Here is a 1,169-nt window from a genome sequence, read left to right as displayed (position 1 = left end):
ATGTTCCGCGCGATGGGGTTCGACGACGAGGACCTCTCGTCGCCGATCGTCGGCGTGCCGAACCCGGCCGCCGACATCACGCCGTGTAACGTCCACCTCGACGACGTGGCGGACGCCGCGCTCGACGGCATCGACGCGGCGGGGGGGATGCCGATCGAGTTCGGCACGATCACCATCTCCGACGCCATCTCGATGGGGACGGAGGGGATGAAGGCGAGCCTGATCTCGCGGGAGGTGATCGCCGACTCCGTCGAGCTCGTCTCCTTCGGCGAGCGCATGGACGCCCTCGTGACGGTCGCGGGCTGCGACAAGAACCTCCCCGGGATGATGATGGCCGCGATCCGGACGGACCTCCCCAGCGTCTTCCTCTACGGCGGCTCGATCATGCCCGGGCAACACGACGGCCGCGACGTGACGATCGTCCAGGTGTTCGAGGGCGTCGGCACGTACGCGCAGGGCGACATGGACGCCGACGAGCTCGACGAGTTAGAGCGGCACGCCTGCCCCGGCGCGGGCTCCTGTGGCGGGATGTTCACCGCGAACACGATGGCGTCGCTGTCGGAGGCGCTCGGGCTGGCGCCGCTCGGATCGGCCTCGCCGCCGGCGGAGGACGAGGAGCGCTATGCGGTCGCCGAGCGCGCCGGCGAGCTGGCGATGGACTGTATCGAGAACGACCGCCGCCCCTCCGACATCCTCTCGCGCGAGTCGTTCGAGAACGCGATCGCGGCCCAGACCGCGATGGGCGGCTCGACGAACGCGGTCCTCCACCTGCTCGCGCTCGCGGGCGAGGCCGACGTCGACCTCTCTATCGAGGACTTCGACGAGATCTCCCGGCGCACGCCGAAGATCGCGAACCTCCAGCCCGGCGGGAGCCGCGTCATGAACGACCTCCACGAGGTCGGCGGCGTGCCGGTCGTGCTCCGCCGCCTACTTGAGGCCGACCTGCTCCACGGCGACGCGATGACCGTGACGGGCCGGACGCTCGCCGAGGAGATCGCGGCCCTGGAGGAGCGCGGCGAACTCCCGGCCGACGACGATATCGAGGCCGACTTCCTCTACCCCGTCGAGGACCCGAAGGAGGAGGAGGGCGCCATCAAGATCCTCGACGGCAACCTCGCGCCGGACGGCTCGGTGCTGAAGGTGACCGGCGACGACGAGTTCTACCACGA

Annotated in this window: 1 protein-coding gene; it reads left to right on the top strand. The window is 70.1% G+C overall.

What is annotated here, in order from left to right; genetic code table 11:
- Positions 1 to 1,169 (top strand): dihydroxy-acid dehydratase (locus B9G38_RS17580; RefSeq protein ID WP_086221205.1); only part of this gene is annotated, 1,169 nt, incomplete at both ends.

The sequence above is a fragment of the Halorubrum sp. SD612 genome, from assembly GCF_002135005.1.
Note: the sequence above shows the minus strand (reverse complement) of the source record. Positions and strands in the feature narration are given on the sequence as shown.